The 21,605-nt window shown below is 67.6% G+C and carries 18 protein-coding genes; 9 read left to right on the plus strand and 9 right to left on the minus strand.

Features of this window, described 5'->3' with window-relative positions:
• Positions 1 to 5: 5 nt before the first annotated feature.
• The 3 genes from GM676_RS05175 to GM676_RS05185 are packed head-to-tail and all read right to left on the minus strand — an operon-like array spanning position 6 to position 2,980.
• Positions 6 to 836 (minus strand): amidohydrolase family protein, encoded by an 831-nt coding sequence (locus GM676_RS05175; protein ID WP_211923156.1) that lies wholly within the window; start codon positions 834 to 836, stop codon positions 6 to 8.
• Entirely contained in the window at positions 833 to 1,969 is a 1,137-nt protein-coding gene (locus GM676_RS05180) for a mannitol dehydrogenase family protein (protein WP_155462323.1), read from the minus strand. The genes GM676_RS05175 and GM676_RS05180 overlap by 4 nt, the downstream gene beginning before the upstream one ends.
• Complete coding sequence (locus tag GM676_RS05185; protein WP_155462528.1) at positions 1,970 to 2,980, minus strand: zinc-binding alcohol dehydrogenase family protein; 1,011 nt, start codon at positions 2,978 to 2,980, stop codon at positions 1,970 to 1,972. It abuts the gene before it with no gap.
• 108 nt (positions 2,981 to 3,088) lie between these two features.
• Here GM676_RS05185 and GM676_RS05190 point away from each other — a divergent pair, with 108 nt between their 5' ends.
• The 6 genes from GM676_RS05190 (at position 3,089) to GM676_RS05215 (ending at position 8,710) form a co-directional block, all read left to right on the plus strand.
• Positions 3,089 to 3,424, plus strand: coding sequence for a UxaA family hydrolase (locus tag GM676_RS05190; protein WP_155462324.1), 336 nt, complete (start codon positions 3,089 to 3,091; stop codon positions 3,422 to 3,424).
• A complete protein-coding gene (locus GM676_RS05195; RefSeq protein ID WP_155462325.1) occupies positions 3,424 to 4,644 on the plus strand; it encodes a UxaA family hydrolase in 1,221 nt (406 codons plus the stop codon). Before GM676_RS05190 ends, GM676_RS05195 begins: the two co-directional genes overlap by 1 nt.
• Position 4,645: 1 nt before the next feature.
• The gene (locus tag GM676_RS05200) at positions 4,646 to 5,659 is read left to right on the plus strand and encodes an aldo/keto reductase (protein WP_155462326.1); all 1,014 of its coding nucleotides are present in this window, start codon (positions 4,646 to 4,648) and stop codon (positions 5,657 to 5,659) included.
• Positions 5,660 to 5,697: 38 nt separating this feature from the next.
• Positions 5,698 to 6,564 (plus strand): fumarylacetoacetate hydrolase family protein, encoded by an 867-nt coding sequence (locus tag GM676_RS05205; RefSeq protein ID WP_155462327.1) that lies wholly within the window; start codon positions 5,698 to 5,700, stop codon positions 6,562 to 6,564.
• Positions 6,565 to 6,656: 92 nt separating this feature from the next.
• Positions 6,657 to 7,958, plus strand: a complete 1,302-nt coding sequence (fucP, locus tag GM676_RS05210) for an L-fucose:H+ symporter permease (RefSeq protein ID WP_229262546.1) — start codon at positions 6,657 to 6,659, stop codon at positions 7,956 to 7,958.
• A complete protein-coding gene (locus GM676_RS05215) occupies positions 7,946 to 8,710 on the plus strand; it encodes an SDR family NAD(P)-dependent oxidoreductase (RefSeq protein ID WP_155462328.1) in 765 nt (254 codons plus the stop codon). Before fucP ends, GM676_RS05215 begins: the two co-directional genes overlap by 13 nt.
• 3 nt (positions 8,711 to 8,713) lie before the next feature.
• Here the strand turns inward: GM676_RS05215 and GM676_RS05220 are convergent, their stop codons facing one another.
• On the minus strand, positions 8,714 to 9,628 hold the full coding sequence (locus GM676_RS05220) for a GntR family transcriptional regulator (protein ID WP_155462329.1): 915 nt from the start codon (positions 9,626 to 9,628) through the stop codon (positions 8,714 to 8,716).
• Positions 9,629 to 9,766: 138 nt separating this feature from the next.
• Here GM676_RS05220 and GM676_RS05225 point away from each other — a divergent pair, with 138 nt between their 5' ends.
• Both GM676_RS05225 and GM676_RS32735 read left to right on the plus strand, forming a co-directional pair.
• A complete protein-coding gene (locus GM676_RS05225) occupies positions 9,767 to 10,096 on the plus strand; it encodes an L-rhamnose mutarotase (protein ID WP_155462330.1) in 330 nt (109 codons plus the stop codon).
• A 117-nt stretch (positions 10,097 to 10,213) separates the two neighbouring features.
• Positions 10,214 to 11,803 carry a methyl-accepting chemotaxis protein gene (locus GM676_RS32735; protein WP_155462331.1) on the plus strand — a complete coding sequence of 530 codons (1,590 nt, stop codon included), beginning with the start codon at positions 10,214 to 10,216 and terminating at the stop codon, positions 11,801 to 11,803.
• A gap of 117 nt (positions 11,804 to 11,920) precedes the next feature.
• Here the strand turns inward: GM676_RS32735 and GM676_RS05235 are convergent, their stop codons facing one another.
• The 3 genes from GM676_RS05235 to GM676_RS05245 are packed head-to-tail and all read right to left on the minus strand — an operon-like array spanning position 11,921 to position 15,958.
• Positions 11,921 to 12,865, minus strand: a complete 945-nt coding sequence (locus GM676_RS05235; protein WP_155462332.1) for a LysR substrate-binding domain-containing protein — start codon at positions 12,863 to 12,865, stop codon at positions 11,921 to 11,923.
• A 5-nt stretch (positions 12,866 to 12,870) separates the two neighbouring features.
• Complete coding sequence (locus GM676_RS05240; protein WP_155462333.1) at positions 12,871 to 14,442, minus strand: methyl-accepting chemotaxis protein; 1,572 nt, start codon at positions 14,440 to 14,442, stop codon at positions 12,871 to 12,873.
• 58 nt (positions 14,443 to 14,500) lie between these two features.
• Positions 14,501 to 15,958, minus strand: coding sequence for a catalase (locus GM676_RS05245; protein WP_229262556.1), 1,458 nt, complete (start codon positions 15,956 to 15,958; stop codon positions 14,501 to 14,503).
• Between the two features lie 386 nt (positions 15,959 to 16,344).
• On the opposite strand from GM676_RS05245, the gene GM676_RS05250 reads away from it, so the two are divergent.
• Positions 16,345 to 18,501: an exo-alpha-sialidase gene (locus GM676_RS05250; protein WP_155462335.1), complete on the plus strand. Its 2,157-nt coding sequence runs from the start codon at positions 16,345 to 16,347 to the stop codon at positions 18,499 to 18,501.
• A gap of 48 nt (positions 18,502 to 18,549) precedes the next feature.
• On the opposite strand, the gene GM676_RS05255 is transcribed toward GM676_RS05250, so the two are convergent.
• Together GM676_RS05255 and GM676_RS05260 are read right to left on the minus strand one after the other, a co-directional pair.
• Positions 18,550 to 19,320, minus strand: a complete 771-nt coding sequence (locus GM676_RS05255; protein ID WP_155462336.1) for an IclR family transcriptional regulator domain-containing protein — start codon at positions 19,318 to 19,320, stop codon at positions 18,550 to 18,552.
• A gap of 12 nt (positions 19,321 to 19,332) precedes the next feature.
• Entirely contained in the window at positions 19,333 to 21,546 is a 2,214-nt protein-coding gene (locus tag GM676_RS05260) for a beta-glucosidase (protein WP_155462337.1), read from the minus strand.
• Between the last annotated feature and the right edge of the window lie 59 nt (positions 21,547 to 21,605).

Here is a 21,605-nt window from a genome sequence, read left to right on the forward strand (position 1 = left end):
GGCCCTTAGTCGATACGGTAAAAGCGTTTGGCGTTCAGGCCGAACACCGCCGCCCGCTGAGGCGGGGTCAGGTCTTGCAGCAGGGCTTCGCTGGCCGCCAGCCAGGCGGTATAGTCGGACGCCAGGTTCAGCACCGGCCAGTCGCTGCCCCACATCACCCGTTCCGGGCCGAAGATGTCGAGCACATGGCGCGCATACGGCCGCAAGCGCTCGACGCTCCAGCCGGGACCGGCCTCGGTGACCATGCCGGACAGCTTGCATGCCACTTGCGGCAGGGCCGCCAGGCGGCGCATGCCGTCCAGCCAGTGCGCGTCGGGCATGTCGCCCATGGCCGGCTTGGCCAGATGGTCGATGACGATCGGCAGCTCCGGATGGCGGCGCGCAAAAGTCAGCAGCGCCGGCAGATGGCGCGGCAGCACCAGCGCGTCCAGACGCAGGCCATGACGCAGCATGGCGTCCACCGCCGGCGCCAGGGCGGGATCGTCGATCCAGCAGTCGTCGTCCAGGTCTTGCAGCATAGGGCGCAGGCCGCGCAGCTTGCCGTGGGCGGCGAGGGCGGCGATCCGTTGCGGCGCGTCGGCCGCCTTCAGATCGGTCCAGCCCACCACGGCGCCAATGAAATCGTGGCGCTCCGCCAGCGCCAGCATGTAGCGGGTGTCTGCCTCGCTGGGCAGGGATTGCACCAGCACGGTCGCGGCCACGCCGTGTTGCCGCAGCAGGCCGCTCAGGTCGTCCGGAGCGAAGTCGCGGTGGATGGCGGCCAGCGATGGCGGCGGCCAGGCGCCGCCGCGCGCGGCCAGTTGCCAGAAATGCTGATGGGCGTCGATGCGCATCATGGCTCCTTGCTCAGAGGGGAGGGCTGGAGCGCCGCGCGCAGGCGCGGTTGTGCCAGCGACAGGCCCAGTTGTTCGGCCAGCGCCACCACCGGCAGCAGGCGGCGTTGCTTCTTCTGCTCATGATTCTGGGCGATGTCGGCCAGGCGGTGCGCCAGGAAGGGGTTGCTGAAACGGTCGCGCACCTGCGCCAGGTAGTCGCGGCTGATGCCGGCCTCGCCCAGCGCGTCGAACACCGGCAGCACTTCTTCCTGCCACAATGCTTCCAGCTCCGCGCGCAGGCGCGGATCGGCCATCGCTTGCAGTACCGTCTCGTCGGCCGGACGCCGGCCTTGCAGCCAGCGCTCGGCCAGGAAGGTGTGGCCCAGGTTCAGCAGGAACAGCTTGCGCCGTTCGTACGGCTGCAAGCGGTCGGTGACGACGATTTGCGGATGGACGCAGGGCAGCACCATGCCCGCTTGCGCTTCGATGACCCAGATGGCGTACGGTTCCGCCACCGCGCCGGCCGGTTCGATCGCCTCGGACACAATGCGGTCCACCAGCGAATTGATCCACACGCAGCGCTCGCGCAGGTAGGACAGGAAACCGCTGTCCAGCCGCCAGTCGACGGCCAGCCGGCACACCAGGTCGCGCAGCACGCTGCCGTTATCGGCCACCAGTTCGCACGGATACAGGGTGATGGGGGCGGCGCCGCCGCGGTAACGGCGGTGCAGCAGCACCAGCAGCTTGGCCGGGAAGCTGCGCGGCGCCGTGGCCGCGTCCAGCAGCGCCGGGCCGTCGCCCTCCGCCAGCTCATAACCGCGGTCGCCGGTGTTGGAGACGATCACCTGCACCGGGCCGGTGGCCAGCGCGCAGACCGCCGGCCAGTCGTGGTCGGCCTGTAGCGCCGCCTCGATGGCGGTCACGCGATGGGTCTGGTCGACCACCGCGCCATCCTCGCGGCCCCGCACGCGCACCGGATAGCCACCCGGCGTATTGAAGGCGGCCACCCGGCGCGTGCTGGCGGCGCTGGCGGTGCTTTGCACCACGGTGATGCCGCCCAGCACCTGTTGCTGTTCCTGCGCCTGGTGGACGAACAGATCCACATGCGCTTGCAGGAAGCGGCTGGTGCCGAATTGCAGAATGGGCGTGCTCAATTACACCTCGACAATGGCTTTGATGACGCCGGCGGCCGGGTCCATCCATGACGGCAGCACCGTCACGAATTCGGACAGGGTGGTGCGGTGCGTGTTCATCAGGCCGGTGGGGATCAGGCCCGCCTTCATGGCCGTCAGCACCTCGCGGAAGTCGTCGGCGGTGGCGTTGCGGCTGCCCAGCAGGCTGGTTTCGCGCTTGTGGAATTCCGGATCGGCGAAGGAAATGCGGTCCAGCACGATCGACACCAGCACATAGGTGCCGCCGTGCGCCACGAACTCCAGCCCGCGTTCCATGGCCTTGACGTTGCCGGTGGCGTCGAACACCACGTCGTAGAACTCGCCGCCGGTCAGCGCCGACAGATGGGTCTTGTCCTGCTCGCCCACCGTCACCGTGCGCTCGATGCCCAGCGCCGTGCGGCAGAACGCCAGCCGGTCCTCGCGCGCGTCCAGCACCGTCACCTTGCCGCCCTTGATGCGGGCGAACAGCGCGACGGCGATGCCGATCGGGCCGGCGCCCACCACCAGCACGTTCTGTCCGGGCTGGACCTTGCCGCGCCGCACCGCGTGGGCGCCGATGGCGAGGAATTCCAGCATGGCGGCCTCGTCGAGCGAGATGCCCTCGGTCTTGAACACGAAGCGCTCGGGCAGCGCCAGATATTCGGCCATGCCGCCATCGCGGTGCACGCCCAGCACCTGGATGCGGGTGCAGCAATTGGTCTTGCCCTGGCGGCAAGCCACGCAGTCGCCGCAGGACAGATAAGGCATCACATACACCTGGTCGCCGGGCGCCAGCTCGCTGCCGGCGGGCGCGCTGACCACCTCGCCCGACAGCTCGTGCCCCATCACGCGCGGATATTGCAGGAAGGGCTGGGTGCCGCGGAAGATGTGCATGTCGGTGCCGCACAGGCCGATGCGGCGCACGCGCAGCAGCACTTCGCCGGGTTGCGCCTGCGGCAACGGGCGCTCCGTCAGTCGCAGATCGCCGGGGGACTGGCAGACAACAGTTTTCATCATGGATTTTCCATTGGAGGAGTTGGACGGTGCTTGCATTGTACTGGATATATCGAATACACTGCATGCGCCGCTACGATTTTTATCCTGATCCTGAAGGAAGCATCCATGTCCCAAACCCCGGCGCCCGCCGCGCCGCGCCTGCTGCTGATGGCGCCCGAAGACAACTGCCTGATCGCCCGCCTGCCGCTGGCGGCCGGCGAAACGCTGGAGATCGACGGTGCCTCCGTCACTCTGCCGGAAGATATCCCGCTGGGCTACAAGGTGGCGCGCACCGCGCTGCAAGCGGGCGACAAGGTGTTGCGCTATGGCGCCATCATCGGCACCGTCACGGCCGGTGTGGCGCCCGGCGCCATGCTGCACACGCATAATCTGGTCAGCGACTATATTCCCACCTATACCCTGGCGTCCGACGCCCATTCCTTTATCGGGAGCACCCACTGATGACCAACACCGCTTTACCCGCATTGTCCGGCTACCTGCGCGCCGATGGCCGCAAAGGCATCCGCAACGTCGTGGTGGTGGCTTACACCGTGGAATGCGCGCACCATGTGTCGCGCATGATCGTCAACGCCTTCCCGGGGCAGGAGGTGCACCTGATCGGCTTCCCCGGCTGCTATCCGAACGACTACGCCGACCGCATGATGAAGCGCCTGGCCACCCATCCCAACGTCGGCGCCGCGCTGATCGTCGCCTTGGGTTGCGAGAGCTTCAACCGCCGCGGCCTGGAGGAAGTGGTGGCGGCCAGCGGCCGGCCGGTGCATACCATCACCATCCAGCAGAACAGCGGCACCCGCACCAGCGTGGCCGACGGCATTGAGTGGGTGCGCTGGGCGCGTGAGGCGCTCGATGCGCAGGAGCGCGTGCCGATGGGCCTGGACGAACTGGTGGTGGCCACCATCTGCGGCGGTTCCGACAGCACCAGCGGCATCACCGCCAATCCCGCCGTCGGCGTGGCCTTCGACCAGCTGGTCGCGGCCGGCGCCGCCTGCATCTTCGAGGAGACCGGGGAACTGGTGGGCTGCGAATTCCACATGAAACGGCGCGCCGCCACGCCGGAGCTGGGCGACGCCATCGTCGCCTGCGTCAACAAGGCGGCCCACTACTACACCGTGCTGGGGCATGGCAGCTTCGCGCCCGGCAACGCCGACGGCGGCCTCACCACGCAGGAGGAGAAATCGCTGGGCGCCTACGCCAAGAGCGGCGCCTCGCCGATCAGCGGCATCCTCAAGCCGGGCGACCAGCCCGACGGCGGCGGCCTGTATCTGCTGGACGTGGTGCCGGACGGCGAGGTGCGCTTCGGCTTCCCGAATATTTCCGACAACGCCGAGATCGTGGAGCTGATCGCCTGCGGCGCCCACATCACCCTGTTCACCACCGGGCGCGGCTCGGTGGTCGGCTCGGCGATCTCGCCGGTGATCAAGGTGTGCGCCAACCCGGCCACCTACGAGCGCCTGGCCGAGGACATGGACGTCAACGCCGGCCGCATCCTGACCGGCGCCGCCTCGCTGGAGCAGGTCGGCAGCGAGATCGTGCAACTGGTGGCGCAGGTGGCCAACGGCGCGCAGAGTTGCTCGGAAGCGCTGGGGCACCAGGAGTTCATCCTCACCTACAAACAATTCGAGCCCTCGGGCCCGGGTTGCTTCCCGCTGAAGGCGGCCTGAGATGCACGTGACCGAATTGCGCCCGCTGCCGCGCCGCGCCCTGTCGCTGAGCAGCCTGGGACTGGGCTGCGCCCAGCTGGGCGGCCTGTACCAGGCCGTCAGCGAGGCCGAGGCGCTTGCCATCGTCGACACCGCTTGGGAACTGGGCATCCGCTATTTCGACACCGCGCCGTACTACGGCTACACGCTGTCCGAGCACCGCCTGGGCGCTGCGCTGCGCGGGCGGCCGCGCGACAGCTACACCATCAGCACCAAGGTGGGCCGCCTGATGCTGCCGGACCCGGGCGTGCGGCCGGGCGACTCCGGCTGGGCCCGGCCGCTGCCGTTCCGCCCGCACTTCGACTACAGCTACGACGGCATCAAGCGCTCGCACGAGGACAGCTTGCAGCGGCTCGGCATGGACCGGGTCGACATCCTGTATGTGCACGATATCGGCCGCGTCACGCACGGCGCGCGCCACGCGCACTACTGGGAGCAATTGGTGCAGGGCGGCGGCTTCCGCGCGCTGACGCAGCTGCGCGACGAGGGCAGCGTCGGCGCCATCGGCCTTGGCGTCAACGAATGGGAAGTGGTGGCCGAGGCGATCGACGTCTGCGACCTGGATTGCGCGCTGCTGGCGGGACGCTACACCTTGCTGGAACAGGCCTCGCTGGCGCCGCTGCTGGATGTCTGCGCCGAGCGCGGCATCGGCATCGTGATCGGCGGGCCGTTCAATTCCGGCATCCTGGCGGGCAACCGCAAGTTCAACTACGAAGAGGCGCCGGCCGAGATTGTCGCCCGGGTCGACGCCATCGCCGCCGTGTGCGCGGCGGCCGGCGCGCCGATCCAGGCCGCCGCCTTGCAGTTCCCCATGGCCCATCCGGCGGTGGTGTCCTGCATCCCCGGCGCGCAAAGCCCGGCGCAGTTGCGCCAGAACGCCGCCTGGTTTGCCCAGCCGCTGCCGGCCGCCTTGTGGCAGGCGCTGGCGCGTGATGGCCTGATCGACCGCCGTGCGCCGTTGCCGCCGGGCGCCTAATACCGCTTTTATCTCGATTTGACAGCAGAAGGAATGAAATGAAATTGTTACGCTTTGGCCCCAAGGGCTATGAAAAGCCGGGCCTGCTCGACGCGCAAGGCCAGGTGCGCGATTTGTCCGGCGTGCTGCCGGACCTGACCTCGGCCCACCTCGGCAAGGCCAGCCTGGACCGCCTGGCCTCGCTCAATCCCGCCCAACTGCCGCTGGTGGCCGAACCGGGCCGCATGGCGCCCATCGTCGCCGATATCGGCAAGCTGATCTGCGTGGGCCTGAACTATTCCGACCACGCCGCCGAATCCGGCATGGCGGTGCCGTCCGAACCGGTGCTGTTCGCCAAGGCCACCAGTTCCATCATCGGCTGCAACGACCCGGTGGTGCTGCCGCGCGACTCGGTCAAGAGCGACTGGGAAGTGGAGCTGGGCGTGGTGATCGGCACCCGCGCCCGCTACGTGGAGGTGGAGCAGGCGCTGGACTACGTGGCCGGCTATTGCGTGGTGAACGACCTGTCCGAGCGCGAGTACCAGCTCGAACGCGGCGGCCAGTGGGACAAGGGCAAGGGCTGCGACACCTTCGGCCCGGTGGGGCCGTGGCTGGTCACCGCCGACGAGGTGCCGGACCCGCAGAATCTCGACATGTGGCTGGAGGTGAACGGCAAGCGCTACCAGACCGGCAACACCCGCACCATGGTGTTCACGGTGGCGCACCTGGTCAGCTACATCAGCCGTTTCATGACGCTCAATCCGGGCGACGTGATCAGCACCGGCACGCCGCCCGGCGTCGGCCTGGGCCAGAAGCCGGACCCGGTCTACCTGCGCCCGGGCGACCGCATGGCGCTGGGCATCGAAGGCCTGGGCCAGCAGCGGCAGACCGTCCACGCATGGGACCCGGCCCTGATCGACGGTTGAAGTAACAACGCCGCCGCGGCCGCGCCGCGGCGGTGGGAAGCAAATGGATACAGCGAAAAAATGGCACCCAGAGTGCCGCATACGGAGACTCCATGGCGCCAACCGAAACAACCAGCGGGCAGAGCTACAAATTTGCCTTCGCGATGATCACCACCCTGTTTTTCATGTGGGGCTTCGTCCATAATCTTGATCCGATACTGATTCCCCACCTGCGCAAGTCGTTCAACCTGACCGTGCTGCAATCGGCGCTGGTGGATTCGGCGGTGTTCATCGCTTATTTCGTGATGGCGCTGCCGGCCGGCCTGCTGATCCGCAAGGCCGGCTACAAGAACGCCATGCTGTGCGGGCTGGGGCTGTTCGCCGTCGGCGCGCTGCTGTTCATCCCGGCCGCCGACACCCACCGCTACGCCTTCTTCCTGGGCGCGCTGTTCATCATCGCCTGCGGCCTGACGGTGCTGGAAACCGCCGCCAATCCCTATATCACGCTGCTGGGGCGGCCCGAGCTGGCCACCCAGCGCCTCAACCTGGCGCAATCGTTCAACGGCCTGGCCGCCACGCTGGCGCCCATCGTCGGCGCCCGCGCCATCCTGGTCGACGGCGCCAGCGAGGCGCAGTTGCAGGCCATGTCCGACAGCGCGCGCCAGGCGCAGCTGGCGGCGGAGGCGGCCAGCGTCAAGGGGCCTTACCTGGCGATCGCGCTGGTCATCATGCTGATCGCGCTGGTGTTCTACTTCCTGAAGTTGCCGGCCGCCGCCGGCGCCAGCGGCCACGCCAGCCCCGCCAGCGGCGCGATCGGACGGGCGCTGCAACGGCCGTCGATCCGGCGCGCCGTCATCGCCCAGTTCTTTTACGTGGGCGCGCAGGTGTGTGTGTTCAGCTTCTTCATCCTGTACGCGTCCAGGGCGGCCGGCATCTCGCAGATCCGCGCCGCCGATTATCTGGGCTGGGGCTGCGGCGCCGCCTTCGTGGTGGGGCGCTTCGCCGGCACCTGCCTGATGAAATACTTCGCGCCGGCGCGCCTGCTGCTGAGCTATGCGATGGCCAGCGCGGCGCTGTCGGCGGTGGCGATGTTCGCCAGCGGCGGCGCCGCCCTGGCGGCGGTGATCGGCATCGCCTTCTTCATGTCGATCATGTTCCCCACCATTTTCTCGCTGGGCATCCGTGACGCCGGCGCCGACACCGAGATGGGCAGCAGCCTGATCGTCATGTCCATCGTCGGCGGCGCCGTGCTGCCGCTGCTGTTCGGCGCCATCAGCGACGCCACCCAGAATCTTCAATTCGGCTACGCCGCGCCGCTGCTGTGCTTCCTCGTGATCGCCTGGTTCGCGCTGCGCGAGGCGCGGCCAGCCGCCAGCACCACCTCGACCGGGAGTATTGAAACATGTTTGAACTGAATAACAAGACCGCCATCATCACCGGCGGCGGCAGCGGTATCGGCCGCGCCATCGCGCTGCTGTTCGCGCGCAGCGGGGCCAGCGTGCACGTGCTGGAGCTGAGCGAAGAGGCCGGCGCCGGCGTGGTGAACGAGATCCGCGCGGCCGGCGGCCAGGCCACCGCCCACGTCTGCGACGTCACCCGCCAGGCCGACGTGCGGGCCCGCTTCGCCGCCATCGGCGCGATCGACATCCTGATCAACAACGCCGGCATCGCCCACGTCGGCAAGGCCGACAACACCGCCGAGGAAGACTTCGACCGCGTCATCAACGTCAACGTGAAGGGCGCCTACAACTGCCTGCACGAGGCGATTCCGCTGCTGCGCGCCAACGGCGGCGGCGTGATCCTCAACATGGCGTCGGTGGCGGCCTGGGTGGCGGTGCCCGAACGCTTCGCCTATTCCACCGCCAAGGGCGCGGTGATGGCCATGACGCTGTCGGTGGCCAAGGATTATTTGCAGGACCGCATCCGCTGCAATTCGATCTCGCCGGGACGGGTGCACACGCCGTTCGTCGATGGCTTCCTGGCGAAGAATTACCCGGGCCAGGAGGCCGAGATGTTCGAGCGGCTGTCGAAGACCCAGCCGATCGGCCGCATGGCGCGGCCGGAGGAGGTGGCCGCGCTGGCCCTGTACCTGTGCAGCGACGAGGCCGCGTTCATCACCGGCAGCGATTATCCGATCGACGGCGGCTTCATCACCCTGAACGCCTGAGGCTTACGCCTGCGGCATGCTGCTTTCCCGGGCATGCAGCGCGTTGAGCATGGTGGAGCGCGAAGAGTGCAGGTGGCGGCGCATGGCCGCCATCGCGGCCGGCAAATCGCCGCCGACCAGCGGGCGCAGGATGGCCACGTGCTCCTGCACCGCGTACTGATTGCGCGGCAGCTCGTCGCGCTTGTCCCATTGGTAGTGGTAGTGGTACACCATCGACACCGCTTCGTTCAGGTTTTCCGCGAAGCGGTTGTCCAGCAGACTGATCAGGAAACTGTGGAACTCGCGGTCCAGCGCCGGGAACTCGGCGTGGCTCTCGGCCGGTTCCTTGCCCAGCGCCTCGTGGCGCGCCAGCAGGTCCGCCAGCCGCGCGAACGCCGGATGGTCCGGCGCCAGGGTGGCGATGCGCTCGATCGCCCGCAACTCGAACATCTCGCGCGCCTCACCCAGCTCCTGCGCGAACTTGCTGTCGAACGCGCACAGGCGCCAGCTGCCGCGCGGGGTTTTCTCGATCAGGCCGTTGCGCGAGAAGCCGATCAGGAATTCACGCACGGCGATGGTGCTCACGCCGGCCGCGCGCGACAGCTCGACCTCGGTGAACTCGGCCCCCGGCGGCAAGTCGCGCTCATAGATCCGCTCCATCAACACCTGCTGCAACTGCTCGGTGGCGCTGTGCAGTTCCGTCACGTCGAAATAATCGTCCGGCCTCGGCCGGCGCAATAGGTGGCGCTGCTTCATGCCCGCGATCAGGCCATGCTCCACCATGTGCGCCAGCGCGCTGCGCACCGCGGTGCGGCTGCTGTTGACGATCTGCGTCATTTGCATTTCGGTGGGCATGGCGTCGCCCACTTTCAGGTGGTTGGCGGCGTGTTCCAGCAGCAGGTTGATGCTGCGTCTGGTGGTGATGGGAAGCTTGGCCATGTATGGGCGGCGTCGGGACTGAAAAATAAAACCATATTTTACCTCCCGGGGTCCCCGATCAGAATGAAAATACGTTGAGTGTATTGAATATATTCAGTACAATCTGCCGATGTTAACCGATTGGGCAAGGACAAAAAAATGCAACGCATGGGCATGGTGATCGGGATCGAACCCGGCAAGATCGATGAATACAAGGCGCTGCACGCGGCGGTGTGGCCGCAAGTGCTGGCCACGCTGGCCGCCGCCAATGTGCGCAACTACACTATCTTCCTGCGCGAGCCTGAGAACCTGCTGTTCGGTTACTGGGAATACCACGGCAGCGATTTTGACGCCGACATGCGCCGCATCGCGGCCGATCCGGAAACCCAGCGCTGGTGGACCTTCTGCGAACCGTGCCAGCGGCCGCTCGCCAGCCGCGCCGAGGGCGAGCACTGGGCCATGATGCCAGCCGTGTTCCACATGGACTAGGGCGGGCGCTATCTCCGGTAGGGAAATCCTTACCGGAGATAGCGTGCCCGCCTTATTGTTGCAAAATTGAATCGACTATATCCTTAAGGCATTTTTAGTAATGCGTACCGGGTAGTCATGAAATTTTCAAACTTAAGGATTGTCATCAGGCTGAGGTTGGCGTTTGCCGGCATGTTGCTGCTGCTGATGGGCGTCGCGCTGGTCGGCTGGATGGCGCTGTCCGCCACCAAGGCCGACATCGATGTCATCACCGGCGAGAACGTGGTGAAGATCGATGCCGCCACCGACCTGCGCCAGGGCCTGAACGTGTGCGCCCGCGCGGTCCGCAATTACATTCTATACGACGACGCCGACCAGCGGCGCGTGATGCTGGGCCGGATCAAGGAGGGCAGCGCGGCGGTGCTGGAGGCCTCGCAGCGCATGCACCGGCTGGTGGTCAGCGAGCAGGGCCGGCGTCTGGATGGCGAGATCCAGGCCACCGCCGCTAACCTGCTGCCCATGTACGGCCAAGTGGTTGCGCTGACCGACGGCGGCCAGACGGCCGAGGTGGTCGGCTTCCTGCAACGCTCGGTGCAAGCCCCGCAGGACAAGCTGTTCGAGCTGACCGAGGCGATGATCGCGTTGCAGGAAAAGCAGAACAAGGAGGGCGTCGAGCGCATGAACCGGCAGTACCGCTTCGCCCGCGACGCCTTGGGCGCGATGGTGGCGGCGGCGGTGATGGTGGGCGCGCTGCTGGCGTGGCTGCTCTCGCGTTCCATCACAGTGCCGATCGGCCAGGCGGTGGCGGTGGCGCAAACCGTCGCCGGCGGCGACTTGAGCAGCGTCATCCAGGTTGAATCGGCCGACGAGACGGGACAGCTGATGCTGGCGCTGCGCGAGATGAACAGCGGCCTGGTCGACATCGTCGGCCGGGTACGTGCCGGCGCCGAGGTGATCGCCACCGCGTCGGGCGAGATCGCCAGCGGCAACCTCGACCTGTCCGCGCGGACTGAACAGCAGGCCGGGGCGCTGGAGGAAACCGCCTCCTCCATCGAGCAGCTGGCGGCGGCGGTCCGGCACAACGCCGACAGCGCGCGCCAGGCCAACCAGCTGGCGATCGCCGCCAGCGACATGGCCAGCCGTGGCGGCGCGGTGGTGACGCAGGTGGTCGAGACCATGGGCGCGATCAACGATTCGGCGCACAAAGTGGGCGACATTATCGGCGTGATCAATGGCATCGCCTTCCAGACCAACATCCTGGCCTTGAACGCGGCGGTGGAAGCCGCGCGCGCCGGCGAGCATGGCCGCGGCTTCGCGGTGGTGGCCAGCGAGGTGCGCAATCTGGCGCAACGCTCCGCCAGCGCCGCCAAGGAAATCAAGGCGCTGATCGACGACTCGCAGCGGCGGGCCACGGCGGGTGCCGCGCTGGTGGAGGAGGCCGGATCGGCGATGCGCGACATCGTCGAGCGCGTGCACCAGCTGGGCGACACCGTGAACGAGATTTCCTCGTCCAGCCAGCAGCAGGCGGCCGGCATCGATCAGATCAACCAGGCCGTCAACCAGATGGACAGCGCGACCCAGCAGAACGCGGCGCTGGTGGAGCAGGCCAGCGCCGCCTCGCAGTCCCTGCGCGAGCAGGCGGCCAGCCTGGCGGCGGCGGTCGGCAGTTTCCGGCTGACGGCCACCGTGGCGCGGCGCCAGCCGGCGCCGGCGCTGGCCCTGCGTTGAGCGGGGGAGGGCGGCCGGCACGCCACGGCTTGTCTCTTATTGCCGGGGCATGACTTCATAAGCGCGGCGGGCAGCCGGCCGGGGCCGCCGCCTGCGCGGGAGGTCCGCGCCGCGCGCTCACAGGGCGAACGCGCACGCGCCCGCCTCGGGCGGGGGCGCCAGCAGCGGCGGCAGCTGCGCCAGCAGGCACGCGACCAGGCCGCGCACCGACGGCAGCATGCCGCGCTGGGCGGGGTAGATCGCGTACAGCGGGCTGTCGATTACGGCCCAGTTCGGCAAAACGCGTTCCAGCTGGCTGGTTCCCGGTTGGTCCTTGACCGCGTGCGCGGGCAGGCAGGCGATGCCCAGCCCGTGCGCTGCCGCCGCCAGCTGGGTCGGCAGGTCGCCGCTTTGCAGGCGGGGCGACAGCGTGACCGTGGTCTTGTGTTCGCGTGCTCCCAGCAGGCGCCAGTGGACCAGGCCATCGCGCACGTCGCCGGGGGCCGCCACCGCGTCCAGCATGGCGAGCTCCTTGGGCGTGCCGGGCCGGCCGTGGCGGTCGAGGAAATCGCGGCTGGCCAGCAGCTGGCGCCGCACCCCGCCCAGCTCGCGCACGACCAGCCCGGACAGGCTGCCCGCCGGCAGTGATGAGCGCAGCGCGATGTCGCACTGCTGGCCGCTCAGGTCGGGCGGCGTGTCGCCATGTTCCAGTTCGACGCGCACCTTGGGATGCGCGGCGAGATAGGCGGACAGGATGGGGCTGAGATCGGCGGCCGCCAGCGCCTGGGGGCAGCTGATGCGCACCAGGCCGGCGGGTTCGTCGCGCAGTTGCGCCACATTGGCCAGCGCCAGCTGGGCCGCCTCGACGATTTTCAGGCTGTCGGCGTAGAACCGCGCGCCGGCCTCGGTCAAGGCCACGCTGCGCGTGCTGCGCTGGAGCAGGCGCACGCCCAGCCGCTGTTCCAGCGCCGCCACGCGCCGGCTCAGACGGGTCTTTTCCACGCGCGTGGCGCGCGCGGCCGCTGAAAAGCCCTGGTGACGCACCACCGCCACGAAGCAGGACAGATCGTCGAGGTTGTTCATCGCCGTCACCGCAAGGCCGCCACGTCCTGGCGCAGCCGGAAGATGCCGATCACTTCACGCAGGTTGTGGGCCTGCGCGTGCATTTCGTCGGCGATGGCGGAGGTCTGCCGCGCCAGCGCGCTGTTCTGCTCGGTGGCTTGTTCCATCAGGGCCAGCGCGTCGCGCGCCTGGCCCACGCCGGCCGCCTGCCGGCTGCTGGCGGCGCGGATGTCGGCCATTCTGCCGGTGACCTCGTGCATCGCCGCCGCCACCTCGGCCATGGTCTGGCCGGCCTGGCCGATCAGGGCGGTGCCGGCCTCGGTGCGCTGCAATCCGGTGGTGATGAGGGTCCGGATTTCCTTGGCGGCGGTGGTCGAATGCGCGGCCAGCGAACGGACTTCCGACGCCACCACGGCGAAGCCGCGTCCGTGCTCGCCGGCCCGCGCGGCTTCCACGGCGGCGTTCAGGGCCAGCAGATTGGTCTGGAAGGTGATGTTGTCGATCAGGTCGGCGATGCTGGCGATGCGGGTGGCGTCCTGCTGGATCAGGTGCATGGTCTGCACCACCTCGGCCATCGCGCGCCCACCCTGTTCGACGATGGCACTGGCCTGGATGGCGGCGTGGTTGGCCTGTTCGGTGAAACCGAGGTTTTCCCGCACGCTGGCGTCCAGCTGCTCCATCGCCGCGCTGGTTTCGGCCAGGGCCGATTGCTGTTGCGCGTTGCGCCGGGCCAGCTGGCGGTTGTCTTCCAGCAGTCCGCCGCCGATGTCGGCCACCTGATGGGCGCTGAGCTGGACCCGCGACAGGGCCGAGGCCAGGCTGTGGCGCAGGGTGTGCAGGCCGGCCAGCAGCCGGCCGCCCTCGTCGCGCCCGCCGGCCGGGATGTCCTGTATCAGGTCGCCGGTGGCCATGGTGTGCACCGCGTGCGTGGCCTGGTGGATCGGGCGGGTGACGGCGCGCGCGGTGGCCCAGCCGATCAGGCCGGCCAGTAGCAGCGCCATGCCGGACAGGATCAGCATCAGCCGCGAAAAACCTTGGGCGGTGGCGCGTACCTCGGCCGACTCGGCCTTGATCCTGGCTTCCTCCAGGTCGATCAGTCGATTGACCGCCGCCAGCCAGGCGACGTAGGCCGGGCGCGCGGTTGTCAGCAGCAGCGCGCTGGCCTCGGCTTGGCGCTGCGCCAGGCGCAGGTCGATGACTTGCTGGCTCACCGCCAGCGTGCGCGCCTCGATCTCCTTGATGGCTTGCACCGCCGTGCGCTCCTCGCGGTCGAGCGGGGCGCGGTCGAGCAGGACGGCGGACTGCGCGTAGCGCTCCGCCAGCATGCGTATCCTGGCGACCTGTTCCAGCGCACCCGGCTCCTGCTCCAGGATGAGATCGCGCAGCGCGATCGCGCGGTCATGCACGCTGCCGCGAAAATTGATGGCGTAACGTTGCTTGACGCTGTGCGCCTCGGCGATCTCGGTCAGGCCGGTATTGATCCGGCTGACGCGATGCACGCCGGTCGCGGTCAAGGCCAGCATCAGGGAAATCAGGATGGCAAAACCCAGCGCCAGCTTGTGGCTGGTCTTGATATCTTTGAAAAAACGGAAAAACATGAAGGGCTCCCGGATGGGCGGGCGGACGGCGGTGCCGTCGCGCCTGCCCGGATTGCGCTTAGTCGCGTAGCGCCGCCGCCAACGCTTCAACGCGGCCGGTGTCCGCTTTCAGCGCCTGCGCCAGGGCCTTGCCGTAGCCGGCGTCGGCCTTCTGGAAGTAGGACAGCATGGTGTACTTGATGTTCTCGTCCTTGACCTGGCCCAGGTCGCCGGCCAGATTGCTGATCAGGTTGGCCTGCTGGGACTTGCCGAGGGAACGATAGAACTCGCCGGCCTGCTGGAAGTTCTGCGTGCGCGCGATGCCTTGCTGCTGGGTGGCGCCCGTCAGCGGCAACTGGCTGTACTTGTACTGGCCGTTGTCGGCCACCGCGGCGCGCTCGCTCGGCTGATAGTTGACGTCGCCCTTGCGCGCGCCCGGGTTCTGGGCGCCGTCCTGGTTGTAGTTCACCGCCGCCTGGCGCGGGCGGTTCACCGGCAACTGCAAGCCATTGGTGCCGACCCGGTGCAACTGGGTGTCGGCATACGAGAAGATACGGCCTTGCAGCAAGCGGTCTTCGGACGGTTCGATGCCCGGCACCAGGTTGGACGGCGCCAGCGCCGACTGCTCGGTTTCCAGGAACACGTTGTCAGGATTGCGGTTCAGCGTCATGGTGCCGACCTTGACCTCCGGCACATTGGGCCAGATCTTGGTGGCGTCCAGCGGATCGATCGCCATGGATGCCATCTCGGCCGGTTGCAGCACCTGCACATACAGGTCCCATTTCGGGAAGTCGCCCTTGTTGATGGCGGCGATCAGATCGCGCGTCATGTGATTGAAGTCCTTGGCCTGGATGGCCTCGGCCTCCTTGGCGCTCAGGTTGCGCTGGCCTTGCAGGCTTTTCCAGTGGAACTTCACGTAGCTGTACTGTCCTTGGGCGTTGACGAACTTATAGGCGTGGACGCTGTTGCCGTCCATTTCGCGGTACGAGGCCGGCGTGCCGAAGTCCGAGTACACCCGGGTCAGCATGTGGGTCGCTTCCGGCTGGTGCGAGAAAAAGTCGAAGAAGCGGTTGGGGTCCTGGATATTGCTGTCCGGGGCCGGTTTCAGCGAATGGACCATGTCCGGGAATTTGATCGCGTCGCGGATGAAGAACACCGGCAGATTGTTGCCGACCAGGTCCCAGTTGCCTTCGCGAGTATAGAACTTGGTGCCGAAGCCGCGCGGGTCGCGCAAGGTTTCCGGCGAGTGGTTACCGTGGATCACGCTGGAAAACCGGACGAACACCGGCGTTTCCTCGCCTGGACGGAACACCGCCGCGCGGGTCAGTCCCGAAATATCCTTGCTGGCGACGAATACGCCATAGGCGCCGGTGCCGCGCGCGTGGACCACGCGCTCGGGCACGCGCTCACGGTCGAAGCGTTGCAGCTTCTGGATCAGTTGTACGTCCTGCAACAGCACCGGACCGTTCGGCCCGGCGGTTTGCGAGTTCTGGTTGTCGCCCACCGGCGCGCCATTGTCGCGAGTGAGATCGGTCATCACTTCCGCGCTGGCGGCGCCGACGCCGAGCAGTATCAGTAAGGACGCGGTAATCCGGGTATGTTGAGTCATGTTGGCTCCCTTAATTGTTGTGTAACTGGAATCGCCAATGTACGTGCCGGATGAATATAGTTGAAGTTAATTATTCTAATGGAATCGATAGTAATTTATTTCTTGATAATATCCGATTGGTGTTGGCGCAAGTGATACGGCGGCTTCCGGCGCTTGATTGTTGCGATGACGCACAGCTGTGTTGCTGCGCGGGTGTGTGAAATTTCGTTGCCGGTTTAGGCGATTTTCGTAATTGCCTGCGTTCGGAAAGCATGGGCACAATCGTCCGAGCGCCGGCCTCGACCGGAAATACAACGCAAAAGGAGACGAGACATATGCAACTGATCAAGGCAATGTTCATGCGGCTGGCGTCATGCACGCTGGCCGCGCTTGGCGTCCTCACCATCGCCGCGCCGCCGGCGGCCGCCTACACCTGGGACAACGTCGCCATGGGCGGCGGCGGCTTTGTTTCCGCCGTCATCCCCAGCAAGACCGAGGCGGGCGTGGTGTATGCCCGCACCGACGTCGGCGGCGCCTATCGCTGGGACAACGGCAACGGCCGCTGGCTGCCGCTGACGGACTTTGTCGCGGAAGACCAGGTCGGCTATCTGGGGGTGGACTCGCTGGCGGTCGATCCGAAGAACGCGGCCAACGTCTATCTGCTGGTCGGCATCAGCTATTTTAACGGCGGCAAGACTGCCATTCTGCGCTCCAGCAACTACGGGCAAAGCTTCACCGTGACCGAGGTCACCAGCCAGTTCAAGGCCAACGGCAACGGCATGGGCCGGCAGAACGGCGAGCGGCTGGTGGTGGACCCGGGCTCCAGCAACGTGCTGTATGTCGGCACCCGCGCCAACGGCCTGTTCAAGAGCAGCAATTCCGGCGCCACCTGGACCCGTCTGAACGCGCTGAGCGTCACCACCACGCCCAACGAGAACGGTATCAGCTTCGTGATGGCGGACCCGGCCAGCGTCAGCGGCGGCGTGGCGCAACGCTTGCTGGTGGGCGTGTCGCGCTTCGGCTCGGTGGGGGCCAACCTGTACCGCAGCGATAACGCTGGCGCTTCCTTCAGCGCCGTCTCCGGCAGCCCGTCGGGCCTGATGCCGCAGCGCGCCGCATTCGACGGCGCCGGCAATCTCTACATCACCTACGCCAACGGCGCCGGCCCGCACGGCAGCAGCACCCAACCGGAGCCGATGAGCAATGGCCAGATCTGGAAGTACAACTTGGCCGGCAACAGCTGGGCCAATGTCACGCCTGCCGGGGTGACGGCGGCCTTCAGCGGCATCAGCGTCGACTCCGCCAACAGCCAGCGCCTGGTGGCCACCACCATCAATCAGTATCAGGCGCAGGGCGACAGCTACGGCGACCGCATCTTCATCTCTACCAACGGCGGCGCCAACTGGACCGATGTGATCGCGCGCGGTTTCGTCAAGGATAACGGCGGCGTCCCATGGGTGGCCGGCCACGCCATCCACTGGGCCGGCACGGCGGTGTTCGATCCGTTCAACAGCAAGGCCGTGTGGGTCACCTCGGGCAATGGCATCTTCAAGACCAGCAATATCGACGCGGTGCCGACCACCTGGACTTTCACCGTCAAGGGGCTGGAAGAGACGGTGCCGCTGAACATCCACAGCATCGCCGGCGGTCCGCTGCTGTCGGCCATCGGCGACTATGACGGCTTCCAGCATTACAACATCGCCACCTACACCAACCCGATGTACTCGCCGCAGATGGGCACCACCACCGGCCTGGCGGTGGCCGCCAGCAACAGCAACCTGGCGGTGCGGGTCGGCAACCAGATGTACACCTCCGGCAATGGCGGCACCAACTGGAATCTGGCCACCATGAACGGCAGCAAGGGGCAGGTCGCCCTGTCGGCCGCCGGCACCGTGCTGCTGCACAATCCGGAAAACGCCAGTACCATGTACCGCTCCACCAACATGGGCGCCAGCTGGTCGACCGTCGGGGGGCTGAGCGTGAACAACGCGCGGCCGGTGGCGGACCCGGTGAACGCCACCAAGTTCTACGTGTACAACCCGGCCGACGGCGGCTTCATGATCAGCACCGACAGCGGCGCCTCGTTCTGGAAGTTCTCCACCCTGGCCACCGGCGGCAGCGACGCGATACGCGCCGCGCCCGGCGCCGAGGGCGATATCTGGGTGCCGCTGTATGGCGGCGGCCTGGCGCGCACCACCAGCTCGGGCTGGCAGTTCAGCAAGGTGGCCGGCATCACGTATTGCGGCGCGGTGGGCTTCGGCAAGGCGGCCAGCGGCGCGACCTATCCCACCGTCTTCATCTGGGGCACCATCAATAACGTGATCGGCCTGTACCGCTCCACCGACAGCGGCAACAGCTGGACCCGCATCAACGACAACGCCCACCAGTTCGGCGGCCCGGGCAACGGCCGCTTCGTGGTGGGCGACATGAACACCTTTGGCGTGGTGTACATGAGCACGGCGGGCAGGGGTATCGTGGTCGGCCGGCCGTAAGCGGACGTGGCGGTGTTCGTCGATTCAAGAAAAACCTGGCGCAATCCATCACAGCAATGCAGATAGCTCGCGCGCGGTTTCCCGCAGCGCCGGCAGGAACCGCCGGTGCAATTGATCGACGCTGACCTGGCTGGCCTGCACTGCCACGTTCAACGCCGCCACCACCTCATCGCAAGCCGCTGACCATACCGGTACCGCGATCGCGCGCAAGCCGATTTCCAGCTCCTCGTCGTTGAGCGCATGGCCGCAGCGCCTGACTTCCGCCAGCACTTCGCGCAGCGCCGTTGGCGACACCACGGTCTGCCCGGTCATCGCGGCCAGGCTGGTGCGGCCGAGGTAGCTGTCCAGTTGCGCGGCCGGCAGGTGCGCCAGCATGACCCGGCCGAGCGCGCTGCAATAGGCCGGCAGGCAACTGCCGGCGCTCAGCGACATCGATACCGCGCGCGACGTGTTGGTGTTGGCCACGCAGATGATGTCATCCTCATTGAGCACGGCCACCGAGCAGGCTTGTTGCAAGGCCTGGCCCAGCTTGTCGAGCAAGGGCTGGGCCTTGAGCGCCAGCGGTGTCGACGAGCGGTAGGCATGGCCCAGCGCCCGTATCTGCGGCGCCGGCGTGTGCGCATGCAGTTCGCCGACCACATATCCCAGCTGGCGCAAGGTGTACAGGCAGCGCCTGACCGCCGCGCGCGAGAGGCCGGTGCGGGCGCTGAGCATGGCGATGCTTTGCGGCTGCCGCGCATCGCACAGCGCCTGCAACACGTGCATGCCGCGCGCCAGCGAGCGCATGAATTCGGCATCGCCGTGGTCTTCGGATTGCATGGCCGCCGCCGCTCAGGGCTTGATGCGCCGGGCGGCCAGTCTGGCGCCGCCGAGCAGGGCGCTGTCGCCGGCGTGCTGGCCGACGCTCACCTGGTATTCGCCGGCCGCGATCTTCCAGCCGTGCGCGGCCGTGTCGTAGCTGGCCAGCAGGCGCGGATCGGCGGTGACGCTGACGCGCTTCTGCTCGCCGGGCGCCAGCTGCACCTTGTCCCAGCCGATCAGGCGCGCCAGCGGCTGCCCGGCCGCCGAGCGCAAGTACACCTGCGGCACCTCGGCGCCGGCGCGCGCGCCGGTGTTCTTCAGGTTGAAGCTGACGGTCAGCGTGTCGCCGCCGCTCACCTGCAAATCCGATAGCGCGAAGCTGGTGTACGACAGGCCGAAACCGAACGGGAACAAGGGCTGCGCGCCGGTCCTGGCGAACCAGCGGTAGCCGACGTCGGCGCCTTCGTTGAACAGGATGTCGTACTGGCTGTCCGGCGCCAGGCCGGCGCCCGGCAGGGCGGGGCGCGGCAACTGGGCCACCGATTGCGGGAAGGTCATCGGCAGATGGCCGGAAGGGTTGACCTGGCCGAACAGCACATCGGCAATGGCCTCCGCGCCTTGCTGGCCGGGATACCACGCTTGCAGCACGGCGGCGCTCTGGGCCAGCCACGGCATCTGCACCGGATTGCCGGTTTCCAGCACCACCACCGTGCGCGGATTGGCGGCCGTCACCGCCGCGATCATGGCGTCCTGGCCTTGCGGCAGGCTGAGGTCGGGCACGTCTTCGTTCTCGCTGTTCCATTGGGTGCCGAACACCACCACCACGTCGGCGCGGCGTGCCGCCGCAGCGGCCGATGCCGGATAGCGGCCGTCGTCGAAAATGATCTCGGCCTTGGGCGCGCGTGCGCGAATGGCGTCCAGCGGGCCGGGGCCGAACCAGGAGATGCGGCGGAACAGGGCGTCAAACGGCGTGTTGCCGCCCATCGGTTGGACCATCGGCGGCGCGCCGTGCGGCGTGACCTGCGACGAGCCCGCGCCCGACAGCACGCCGATGCTGGCGTTGCCGCCGATGACGGCGATGCGCTTGATATCGGCCCGCAACGGCAGCATCGCGCCTTCGTTGCGCAGCAGGACCATGCCTTCGGCCGCAGCCTGGCGCGCGATCTTGCCGTGGGACTCATAATCGATCTGGCCGCCGCCGGCGGGGTGCTCGAACAGTCCGTGCGCAAACATCGAACGCAGTACGCGCCGCACCATGTCCGAGATGCGCGCCGGCGCCACGCTGCCGGCGGCCAGCGCGTTTTTCAGCGGCGCGCCGAAATACACTTCCTTGTCGAGCTGCTCGCCCGACTGGTGGTCCAGCACCTTGACCGCATCCAGCGAATGTACCGCGCCCCAGTCGGACATCACCCAGCCCGGGTAGCCCCAGTCGTCCTTGAGCACCTTGCCCAGCAGCGGCACGCTCTCGCAGGCGTAATCGGCATTGACCTTGTTGTAGGCGCACATGACGGAGCCGGGCTGGCCGCGCTCGATGGCGATCTGGAAGGCCAGCAGATCGCTCTCGCGGAACGGCGCTTCGGCGATCACGGCGTTGTGGGTGTTGCGCGAGGTTTCGTAGGCGTTCAGGGCGAAGTGCTTGACGGTCGAGATCACGTGGGCGCTCTGGACGCCGGCGATCGATGCGCCGGCCATCACGCCGGTCAGCAGCGGGTCTTCGCCCAGGTATTCGAAGTTGCGGCCGGCGCGCGGGTCGCGCGTCAGGTTGGCGCCGCCGGCCAGCAGCACATTGAAGCCCTTGGCATGGGCTTCCTGGCCGATGGCCGCGCCGGCCGCGCGCGCCAGCGCCGGGTTCCAGCTGGCGGCCAGCGCCAGGCCGGACGGCAGCGCGGTGGCGACGTCGCCGGGCCGCGCGCCGCCCGGATTGGTCACGCCTAGGCTGGCGTCGCTTTGCTGGAGCGCGGGCAGGCCCAGGCGCGGGATGCCGGTGACGTAGCCGGCCGAGGACAGCGCGCCGGCCGGTTTGCTGAACGGGCCGAAATCCAGCGCCATCGGGCTGTGCACCAGGCTCAGTTTCTCGTCCATGGTGAGTTCGCGTTCCAGCAGCCCGGCGCGCGCGTCCGGCGACAGCCGGGCATCCATCCAGGGACGCTGCGGCGGCGCGGCCGCTGCGGCGGTCGCCGTCAGGCACAGCGCTAGCGCCACGCTCATGCTGCGGCAAGCGCGCAGCGGGTGTTCTGGTCTCATGCTTTCCCCTGAATGTGATTTCAAAGGGGAAAGATTAACATGATCGTTAATGTTTGATA

The sequence above is a fragment of the Duganella radicis genome (genome assembly GCF_009720825.1).
GTDB lineage: Bacteria > Pseudomonadota > Gammaproteobacteria > Burkholderiales > Burkholderiaceae_D > Rugamonas > Rugamonas radicis.

What these genes read in the sequence shown, in the direction of transcription:
- GM676_RS05185 (WP_155462528.1), bottom strand. Translation starts at nt 2,980, where the DNA reads ATGAAAACTGTTGTCTGCCAGTCCCCCGGCGATCTGCGACTGACGGAG.
- GM676_RS05235 (WP_155462332.1), bottom strand. Translation starts at nt 12,865, where the DNA reads ATGAACAACCTCGACGATCTGTCCTGCTTCGTGGCGGTGGTGCGTCAC.
- GM676_RS05190 (WP_155462324.1), top strand. Translation starts at nt 3,089, where the DNA reads ATGTCCCAAACCCCGGCGCCCGCCGCGCCGCGCCTGCTGCTGATGGCG.
- GM676_RS05245 (WP_229262556.1), bottom strand. Translation starts at nt 15,958, where the DNA reads ATGACCGATCTCACTCGCGACAATGGCGCGCCGGTGGGCGACAACCAG.
- GM676_RS05240 (WP_155462333.1), bottom strand. Translation starts at nt 14,442, where the DNA reads ATGTTTTTCCGTTTTTTCAAAGATATCAAGACCAGCCACAAGCTGGCG.
- GM676_RS32735 (WP_155462331.1), top strand. Translation starts at nt 10,214, where the DNA reads ATGAAATTTTCAAACTTAAGGATTGTCATCAGGCTGAGGTTGGCGTTT.
- GM676_RS05225 (WP_155462330.1), top strand. Translation starts at nt 9,767, where the DNA reads ATGCAACGCATGGGCATGGTGATCGGGATCGAACCCGGCAAGATCGAT.
- GM676_RS05220 (WP_155462329.1), bottom strand. Translation starts at nt 9,628, where the DNA reads ATGGCCAAGCTTCCCATCACCACCAGACGCAGCATCAACCTGCTGCTG.
- fucP (WP_229262546.1), top strand. Translation starts at nt 6,657, where the DNA reads ATGGCGCCAACCGAAACAACCAGCGGGCAGAGCTACAAATTTGCCTTC.
- GM676_RS05205 (WP_155462327.1), top strand. Translation starts at nt 5,698, where the DNA reads ATGAAATTGTTACGCTTTGGCCCCAAGGGCTATGAAAAGCCGGGCCTG.
- GM676_RS05260 (WP_155462337.1), bottom strand. Translation starts at nt 21,546, where the DNA reads ATGAGACCAGAACACCCGCTGCGCGCTTGCCGCAGCATGAGCGTGGCG.
- GM676_RS05250 (WP_155462335.1), top strand. Translation starts at nt 16,345, where the DNA reads ATGCAACTGATCAAGGCAATGTTCATGCGGCTGGCGTCATGCACGCTG.
- GM676_RS05200 (WP_155462326.1), top strand. Translation starts at nt 4,646, where the DNA reads ATGCACGTGACCGAATTGCGCCCGCTGCCGCGCCGCGCCCTGTCGCTG.
- GM676_RS05255 (WP_155462336.1), bottom strand. Translation starts at nt 19,320, where the DNA reads ATGCAATCCGAAGACCACGGCGATGCCGAATTCATGCGCTCGCTGGCG.
- GM676_RS05175 (WP_211923156.1), bottom strand. Translation starts at nt 836, where the DNA reads ATGATGCGCATCGACGCCCATCAGCATTTCTGGCAACTGGCCGCGCGC.
- GM676_RS05195 (WP_155462325.1), top strand. Translation starts at nt 3,424, where the DNA reads ATGACCAACACCGCTTTACCCGCATTGTCCGGCTACCTGCGCGCCGAT.
- GM676_RS05215 (WP_155462328.1), top strand. Translation starts at nt 7,946, where the DNA reads ATGTTTGAACTGAATAACAAGACCGCCATCATCACCGGCGGCGGCAGC.